Below are 7,388 nucleotides of genomic sequence, written 5' to 3'. Positions count from 1 at the left end.
GTGCATCGGCGCCCAGCGCGAGCGCCGACGAATCGCGCGGCACGAAGATGCGCACCGCCGACGGGGGTGTCCCGGCCTGCGAATTCATACGGACTCCTTATGAGCGGGCTCGATGCCGGCCTGCGTGCAGGCCGCCTCGAACAGCGCATCGAACTTGGCCGGCGTCACCTTCGCGTGCAGCGTGCCGTTGATCGTCATGGCCGGCGACAGCGCGCATTGGCCCAGGCAGTAGACCGATTCGAGTTCGACCGGCTCGCCTTCGGCAGTGTGGCCGTGATTCGTGCCGTCGGCATGCTTGGCATCGAAGCGGCAACCGGTGCGTGCTTCGATATGCGCGGCCAGCGCTTCGGTGCCCATGCTGCGGCACGATTCGGCCCGGCACAGTGCCACGCCCACGCGCGGCGGCGCGCTCGTGCGGAAATGGTGGTAGTACGTCAGCACGCCATGCACTTCGGCGCGCGAGAGGTTCATCGCCCGCGCCAGTGGCGTCACCACTTCGGGCGGGATGAAACCGGCTTCGTCCTGTATCGCGTGCAGCACCGCGAGGAGCGACACGCCCGGCTTCCAATGCCGGCGGACGAGCTCATCCGGCGCCGGGGGGCTTGCATATTCCAAGTGGGTCTCCTTCCAGCCCGCATATATGTACTTGATACTCATATGGCGCACATATATGCTCGACGTTTTCCAGTTATGATCGAACGATAGGCGCGGTCAATACGAAGTGCAATAGGAAATTGGACGACATAAATGATTGATATCAAATGCGTCGCTGAATTGATCGTGCGCGACAGCGCGGGCCGCGAGGCGAGCCTGACCGATATCGTGCCGCTGCTGGCGCTCGTCGACGAGACGGGCAGCATTGCGCAGGCCGCCGAGCAAAGCCGGCTGTCGTACCGCCATGCGTGGGGATTGCTGCGCCTTTTCGAGGCGCGCCTCGGCGGCGACCTGATTGCGAAAGAGCGCGGCAAGGGCTCGGCGCTCTCGAGTCTGGGCCATGCGGTCGTGCGCGCGCAGCGCCTGTGCGCGGAGCGGCTCGATGCCCCGATGCAGGGGCTCGCGAGCGAGATTGCCGAGGAGCTTGGTCGCCAATTGGGGCGCAGTGCGATGGTACGCATCCATGCGTCGCACGGTTATGCGGTGGCGGCGCTCGTCACGGCGCTGCAAACCCGCGAAGCCGGCTCCGTCGACATCAAATATCGCGAGAGCGCGGAAGCCGTCGCGGCGCTGGCGCGTGGGGAATGCGACTTTGCGGGCTTTCATTTGCCGCGCGGCGCGTTTCGGGAGCTTTGTGCAGACATTTATCGGCGCTGGCTCGACCCGCGCCGGCATGTCCTCATCTATTTGACCCGGCGCAAACAAGGGCTCTTCCTGCAAAAGGGCAATCCGAAGCAGGTCCGCGGGCTCGACGACCTCGCCCGCGCCGATGTGCGCTTCGTCAACCGGCAGCCAGGTTCCGGAACACGGCTCTTGATCGATCTTGAATTGCGTCGTGTCGGCGTCGATCCGGAGCGCATCAACGGCTACGCCTCGACCGAACTCACGCATACCGCGATTGCGGCGTTCGTCGCGAGCGGTATGGCGGACGTCGGCTTTGGCGTGGCACCCGCGGCGCATCATTTCGGTCTCGACTTCGTGCCGATCGTCGATGAAGACTATTACTTCGCCTGCGAGCGAGCGCGGCTGTCAGCGGGGCCGCTGGCCGCCGCGCTGGCGGTGCTGCGCAGCGACACGTTTCGGCTCGGCGTATCGCACCTGGAAGGCTACGACCCGGCGGAGTGCGGCTCGCTCGTCGACATTCAAAACGGCTTGCGGGGCGGGGCCCACATCGCCGGTTGATGCGACGCCCGTCATCGGGCGGTGCCAGCCTTCACGCACGCCGCTGGATCGGCCGTTGCCGCGGCCCGGTATTACCGCGGTAACGCGCGTCGCTGCACAGTGAGTCGGTTTCGCGGTACGCTTGCAGCCTTCTTTCATCCGATCGATCTACGCGCCGTCGAGCGCGGCAAGCGATATGAAACGGCTTATCCAATTCACTGCGTGCGTCATGTCCATCGGCGCGTTATGCGCTGCAACATCGGTTGCGTTCGCACAGATTTCGCCCGGCGTGCCGGGCGGCATCCTCAACGACGAATTCCGTTTGCAGGAGCATCCGCAACTGCAATTTGCGGCATCGGAATCCGCGGCGCGCAACAAGAAGTTTCAGAATGGCCGTTCGCAACGGCGCAAACGCGGCGACAACGGCGACCCGGACGGCTGCAACCTCCAATGTCCGCAGGATCAGTGAGCGTTCCCGCGCAAGAGGGCGGCAAGCGTCATACGACGCAACGCGCGATGTGATATCGAAGCTCGGGTTCGGACACGGAGCCGTCGTCTGACGACGGCTTGTGCACGTTGACGGCGCTGCCGGCCCCGGCGGGCGCGAGCGTGATGCGCCACGCGTTGGCGCGCGCACCGTTGCCGATGACGAGTTCGGTGGCAGTGCCGGAGCTGGCGCGGTGCACGCCGCGCATCCGGCTCGAGAGACAGCTCGTGATCGAGCTCGGCGAGCGGTGCGAGGTGAAGGCCATCGCGGAATCCGACGCACGGGCGGCTGTCGCGGGCGACAGGCCGGCATTGTTCGAAGCGGTGGGAGAAGAGCCGCAAGCGGCCAATCCGAGAAGCGGCAATGCGGCCAGGGCGGCAAAAATTTTGGTCATGTGAACGCGGTTAGGAGCGAAAAGACGGCGAGACCGAGGTCTCCGACGGGGCAACGTTAGTCTAACCGCCGATCGATGCAAAGAATTCGCCGAAAAAAGGCCAAAAACCAGGTCATCTGCTGCTCGCCGTGCCTGCTGTCCCGCTTCGTTTTTTCGTGGCTTCCGTTGAGGGGCCCATGACGATCGTGTCTTCGGGCGCCAACGTGTGCCCACTCCGAGCCCGGATCTCGAGCTTCGGGATAGGGGCGCCGGTCTTTTTCTCGACGAGCACCGCATGCGCCTCTTGCGGCTCGAAGAAAAACTCGTCGCCCCATTGCCGCAGCGCGACAAGCAGCGGAAACAGCCCGCGTCCTTTCTCGGTGAGGACATATTCTCGATGGGCGCTTCCGTCCGAGGCGGGCCCCATATGCAGAATGCCGTGGGTCACCAGATTGCGCAGCCGGACCGACAGAATGTTTTTTGCGAGTCCCAAGCTTCGCTGAAATTCGCCGAAACGGCGCAGGCCGTCGAAAGCGTCGCGAATGATGAGCAAGGACCACCAGTCGCCGATGGCATCGAGCGGTCGGGCCACTCCACACAGCGAATCGGCGTGAGTCGTTCGTTTGACCATAGTCCTGTCTTCCAGCCTGAAACCCGTTCGCCGGACCAACACCGGCGGTTAAATTCACTCGTATGGTTGCAATATAAAACCGAGTGGGATATAACGCAACGGTTTCATATTGAAACTATTTGGCTGAAAACGACCATGTCCCATCCGGAGGAGGCGTTTCATGAATCGATTCGTTGATACGTTCGACGGAATGTACCCCTATGCACCGCACTTCCATGAAGCGCCGGGCTTTCAAATGCACTATGTGGACGAGGGACCGCCCGATGGGCAGGTTGTGCTTTGCCTGCATGGCGAGCCGACCTGGGGATTCCTATTCAGAGCGCTCATTGCAGCGTTGCGCGGCGCTTATCGCGTCGTCGTGCCGGATCATATGGGGTTTGGCAGGAGTAGCACCCCGCCGTTGCGCGACTATTGGCTGCAGGACCACATCGACAATCTGGAGCGTTTCGTCCTGGCGATGGACCTGCGCGAGATCACGCTGGTCATGCATGATTTCGGTGGGCCCGTCGGGATGGGCTTAGCGTCGCGCCACCCGGACCGCATTCGGCGAATCGTCAGCGTGAACGCGCCGACGCCGTTCGGACAGGCGACGCTCGCCGAACGATTACGCGCTAACACCGCTGTTTCGCCGTGGTTTCAATGGGTCATCAAAGCCGAGTCCCAGGGGCGCCTCGATGCCGTACTACGTGAGCTCGGCTTCAACATTCTGAGTACATTGAAGCTGAACGGATTCGAGGATCATGGTGTGATAACCGACGCCTGGCTGCGCGCCTACGGCGGCCGTTTCGCAACGCCCGCCGATTGTGCGGGAGCAATCGGGTGGGCCAAAGGGTTCGCCATCGGCGCGCACCGTTTCGAGGTGCCCGACACGGCCGCGCGTCGCGCCATTTCGGCGATGCCGGCCCTGGCCATTTGGGGAATCGCCGATCGCACGTTGCACGCCGATCATTTTCTGCCGCTCTTTAGCGAGCTTTTTCCGGCGGCGCCGATACACGAGCTCGAAGGTGTGGGGCACTACAGTCTAGAGGATGCGCCGCGAGCGATCACTGCAAGCGTCCGTTCCTTCCTCGAGCGGACCTGATGGACTCCCGCCCGCGTCGCGCATGTCGGGCAAGATCTCGGGGTCGCGATGCCTGACCGGGCGACGGTCTCTGAAAAGAAAAAGGTTCGGAGATCATCCGAACCTTCGGTATTGGTGGAGCCGGCGGGAATCGAACCCGCGTCCGCAAATAGTCCACAGCCAGTTCTACATACTTAGTTCAGTCATTTGATTTAACCGCACCGACGCGGACGAACACGCTTCGTTACGGCGAGTCACTTGATTTTCGGCCCTGGCAGCGTGACACCACCAAGGATTAGCTGACGTAAGAGACCTCGCTGGTCTTGCGACCCTGACCCATCAGCGAGCCAGTGCGAGGGAGACCGGTTTTAGGCGGCCTGCAGTGCGAGAGCGTCGTTAGACGCCGCGCCGAAGCGCTTCGAAAGATCGTTCGCAGTTACTTAATTCCCATTGATTTACGAGGTGACGGGTCCTCGGTATGCCCTGAACTGCTTCATTACCCACGTCGAAACCAGGTCGGCCCCTGTGTGTAGGGTGGGATTATCCCACAGAACACAAGATGGTGCGGCTTCGCCGCATTTCAAGCGCTGTGCTGTCGACTCGGCGGGCGCCCCGGCCGGGCCTTCATCGCAGCTCGTGCAGCAACTGCTGCAACTGTTGCGGCGAATCGACGATGTGCTGCGCGTGCCACATCGCCGGCGGCAGATCGGTGCCGCAATACCCGTAGGCCGCCGCCACCGTGATCATGCCCGCCGCGAACCCCGCTTGCACGTCACGCAGATCGTCACCGATATAAACGATCCGCTCGGGACGCATCGCGAGGCTTTCAGCCGCATGGAGCAGGGGGGCAGGGTGCGGCTTCGAATGAGGGGTCGTATCACCGGAGACGACACATGCTGCGCGCGAGGCAAGTCCGAGCTGCTCGACGAGAGGCATCGTCAATCGGCCGACTTTGTTCGTGACGATGCCCCAGCGCACGTTGCGCGCATCGAGGACGTCCAGCAATTCGCCGATGCCGGGAAAGAGCGTCGTTTCGATGCAAAGGTCCGCTTCGTAATTGGCGAGAAACTCCTCGCGCATCGACGCGTACCCGTGATCCTCCGGGCCGATGCCGAATGCGCCGCCGATCAAGCCGCGCGCACCGGCCGAGGCCAGCGGCCGCAGCGTGTCGAGCGGCACCATGTCGAGGCCCCGGTCCGCGCGCATCTTGTTGACGGCAGCAACGAGATCGGGCGCCGTGTCGGCCAGCGTACCGTCGAGATCGAACAGCACGCCGCGGCACAAGCCGATCGATGCGATGCCGTCGGTCAGTTCGGGTTGGGGCGTCGGCTGACTCATGCGTCCACCTTCGCCCGGCGGCAGGCAAGAAGATAATTGACGCTCGTGTCGTCGGAGAGCATGAAATGCTTGCCAAGCGGCCGATACGTGATGCCTTTCACCTCGGCAGCGTCGAGGTTGGCCGCGCGCGCGAATGCGGCGAGTTCGGAAGGGCGGATGAAGCGTGCGTAATCGTGCGTGCCCTTGGGCAGCATTTGAGCGATATATTCCGCGCCGATGACGGCGAACAGATATGACTTGATGCTGCGGTTGAGCGTCGAGAAGAACACCCATCCGCCCGGCTTCACGAGCATGGCGCACGCCTTCACGATGGCAGCCGGATCGGGCACGTGTTCGAGCATCTCCATGCACGTGACGACATCGAAGGTGCCCGGTTCGCGTGCCGCCAGGGCCTCCGCGGCGATTTCCTCGTACTCGACGGTAATGCCGCTCTCGAGGCTGTGCAGATCGGCTACGCCAAGCGCCTGCGACGAAAGATCGATGCCTTTGACCTGGGCCCCGAGGCCTGCCATCGATTCGGACAGGATGCCACCGCCGCAACCGACATCGAGCACGCGTTTGCCGGGTAGGTGCGCATGGGAGTCGATCCAGGCGAGCCGCACGGGATTCAACTCGTGCAGCGGCTTGAACTCTGCATTCGGATCCCACCAGCGATGAGCAAGATCGCTGAATTTCTGCAATTCGTGGGGATCGGCGTTGGTCATGGCGTATCGAGCGGTAACAATATTAATAGAGGGTAACAATATAAATAGACGCACACGGGCTAGGGCCGAGTATATCGGGCCCGGTGCGGCGTTAAAAGTCGCCGGCGCGGCGATGGGTCGAATCCGCGCGCCGAGCAGAAAAAAACCCCGCCGAAGCGGGGTTTTTTGAGGCTGCAGCGGACGCTGTTTTACTGAGCGTTCGTTTGCTGCGTGCCGACCACTTCGACTTCCACGCGGCGGTTCGGTGCGAGGCAGGCCTTGAGGCTTGCCGTGACCTTCTTGCCTGCGCAGTCCTTGACCGGATTGCGCTTGCCCTTGCCTTCCGTGTAGATCTTGTTCGCCGGAACACCCTTGCTGACCAAGTAGGCCTTCACGGCTTGCGCACGGCGCAGCGACAGGCGGTCGTTGTACTTGTCCGAACCGATGCGGTCCGTGTAGCCCGTTGCAACGACGACTTCCGTGTTCATGCCTTGAATCTTCGAGGCCAGATCGTCGAGCGCCTGCTTACCAGACGGCTTCAGGACGGCCTTGTCGAAGTCGAACAGCGTGTCGGCCTGATACGTGACCTTCTGGCTCGTGATGGCCGGAGCTGCCGGGGCCGGGGGAGCCGGCGGCGTCGGGGCCTGGGCGACGAGAGCGCCGTCGCACTTGGCATTCGCCGTTGCGGGCGTCCAGAATGCATCGCGCCAGCAAAGCTCGTTCGTGCCGTTCATCCACACGTATTCACCGGTGCCGTTGACCCAGTTGTCATTCGTGGCTTGTCGCGACGCCGGCACCGACTGTGCCGAAGCGGATGCAGCCATAACTGCGGTAGCTGCAATGAACGCGAGCTTTGAAAGTTTATTCATATTTCTCCTCTCGAATTTGAGATTACCGCAGGTTTACTGCGAGCCTGGATGACGAAGACAAGTCATACATTGCTCGAAGTATAACATTGGTGCGGCACAAAAAACGCCACGCCATGCGGACACTTCGAGCAG

9 protein-coding genes and 1 other RNA gene are annotated in these 7,388 nt (G+C 62.4%); 3 read left to right on the top strand and 7 right to left on the bottom strand.

Features of this window, described 5'->3' with window-relative positions; translation table 11 throughout:
• Nucleotides 1-84 precede the first annotated feature (84 nt).
• Complete coding sequence (locus tag ACO1XS_RS01535) at nt 85-615, bottom strand: NAD(P)H-dependent oxidoreductase subunit E (RefSeq protein WP_486389877.1); 531 nt, start codon at nt 613-615, stop codon at nt 85-87.
• A gap of 132 nt (nt 616-747) precedes the next feature.
• Between ACO1XS_RS01535 and ACO1XS_RS01530 the strand changes: the two genes are divergently transcribed.
• Together ACO1XS_RS01530 and ACO1XS_RS01525 are read left to right on the top strand one after the other, a co-directional pair.
• Nucleotides 748-1,836, top strand: a complete 1,089-nt coding sequence (locus ACO1XS_RS01530; protein ID WP_331570502.1) for a substrate-binding domain-containing protein — start codon at nt 748-750, stop codon at nt 1,834-1,836.
• Nucleotides 1,837-2,011: 175 nt separating this feature from the next.
• Nucleotides 2,012-2,284 carry a hypothetical protein gene (locus tag ACO1XS_RS01525; RefSeq protein ID WP_331570504.1) on the top strand — a complete coding sequence of 91 codons (273 nt, stop codon included), beginning with the start codon at nt 2,012-2,014 and terminating at the stop codon, nt 2,282-2,284.
• Between the two features lie 28 nt (nt 2,285-2,312).
• On the opposite strand, the gene ACO1XS_RS01520 is transcribed toward ACO1XS_RS01525, so the two are convergent.
• Nucleotides 2,313-2,696, bottom strand: coding sequence for a hypothetical protein (locus ACO1XS_RS01520; protein ID WP_331570506.1), 384 nt, complete (start codon nt 2,694-2,696; stop codon nt 2,313-2,315).
• 112 nt (nt 2,697-2,808) lie between these two features.
• Nucleotides 2,809-3,306 carry a winged helix-turn-helix transcriptional regulator gene (locus ACO1XS_RS01515; RefSeq protein WP_331570508.1) on the bottom strand — a complete coding sequence of 166 codons (498 nt, stop codon included), beginning with the start codon at nt 3,304-3,306 and terminating at the stop codon, nt 2,809-2,811.
• 160 nt (nt 3,307-3,466) lie between these two features.
• Here ACO1XS_RS01515 and ACO1XS_RS01510 point away from each other — a divergent pair, with 160 nt between their 5' ends.
• The gene (locus ACO1XS_RS01510; protein WP_331570510.1) at nt 3,467-4,387 is read left to right on the top strand and encodes an alpha/beta fold hydrolase; all 921 of its coding nucleotides are present in this window, start codon (nt 3,467-3,469) and stop codon (nt 4,385-4,387) included.
• 112 nt (nt 4,388-4,499) lie between these two features.
• Here the strand turns inward: ACO1XS_RS01510 and ssrA are convergent.
• The 4 genes from ssrA to ompA form a co-directional block, all read right to left on the bottom strand.
• Nucleotides 4,500-4,890, bottom strand: a transfer-messenger RNA (tmRNA) gene (ssrA, locus tag ACO1XS_RS01505).
• Nucleotides 4,891-4,990: 100 nt separating this feature from the next.
• Nucleotides 4,991-5,704 carry an HAD-IA family hydrolase gene (locus ACO1XS_RS01500; protein ID WP_486389876.1) on the bottom strand — a complete coding sequence of 238 codons (714 nt, stop codon included), beginning with the start codon at nt 5,702-5,704 and terminating at the stop codon, nt 4,991-4,993.
• On the bottom strand, nt 5,701-6,408 hold the full coding sequence (gene ubiG, locus ACO1XS_RS01495; protein ID WP_486389875.1) for a bifunctional 2-polyprenyl-6-hydroxyphenol methylase/3-demethylubiquinol 3-O-methyltransferase UbiG: 708 nt from the start codon (nt 6,406-6,408) through the stop codon (nt 5,701-5,703). The genes ACO1XS_RS01500 and ubiG overlap by 4 nt, the downstream gene beginning before the upstream one ends.
• Nucleotides 6,409-6,596: 188 nt before the next feature.
• Nucleotides 6,597-7,256, bottom strand: coding sequence for an outer membrane protein OmpA (gene ompA / locus ACO1XS_RS01490; protein WP_331570516.1), 660 nt, complete (start codon nt 7,254-7,256; stop codon nt 6,597-6,599).
• Nucleotides 7,257-7,388 lie beyond the last annotated feature (132 nt).

The sequence above is a fragment of the Trinickia sp. genome, from assembly GCF_057351765.1.
The sequence above is the reverse complement of the archived record's forward strand: the minus strand, read 5'-3'. Positions and strand labels throughout refer to the sequence as shown.

Excerpts from the sequence above, each read along its gene's own strand:
- ACO1XS_RS01530 (WP_331570502.1), top strand. The coding sequence starts at position 748 with ATGATTGATATCAAATGCGTCGCTGAATTGATCGTGCGCGACAGCGCG.
- ACO1XS_RS01525 (WP_331570504.1), top strand. The coding sequence starts at position 2,012 with ATGAAACGGCTTATCCAATTCACTGCGTGCGTCATGTCCATCGGCGCG.
- ACO1XS_RS01520 (WP_331570506.1), bottom strand. The coding sequence starts at position 2,696 with ATGACCAAAATTTTTGCCGCCCTGGCCGCATTGCCGCTTCTCGGATTG.
- ACO1XS_RS01515 (WP_331570508.1), bottom strand. The coding sequence starts at position 3,306 with ATGGTCAAACGAACGACTCACGCCGATTCGCTGTGTGGAGTGGCCCGA.
- ACO1XS_RS01510 (WP_331570510.1), top strand. The coding sequence starts at position 3,467 with ATGAATCGATTCGTTGATACGTTCGACGGAATGTACCCCTATGCACCG.
- ACO1XS_RS01500 (WP_486389876.1), bottom strand. The coding sequence starts at position 5,704 with ATGAGTCAGCCGACGCCCCAACCCGAACTGACCGACGGCATCGCATCG.
- ubiG (WP_486389875.1), bottom strand. The coding sequence starts at position 6,408 with ATGACCAACGCCGATCCCCACGAATTGCAGAAATTCAGCGATCTTGCT.
- ompA (WP_331570516.1), bottom strand. The coding sequence starts at position 7,256 with ATGAATAAACTTTCAAAGCTCGCGTTCATTGCAGCTACCGCAGTTATG.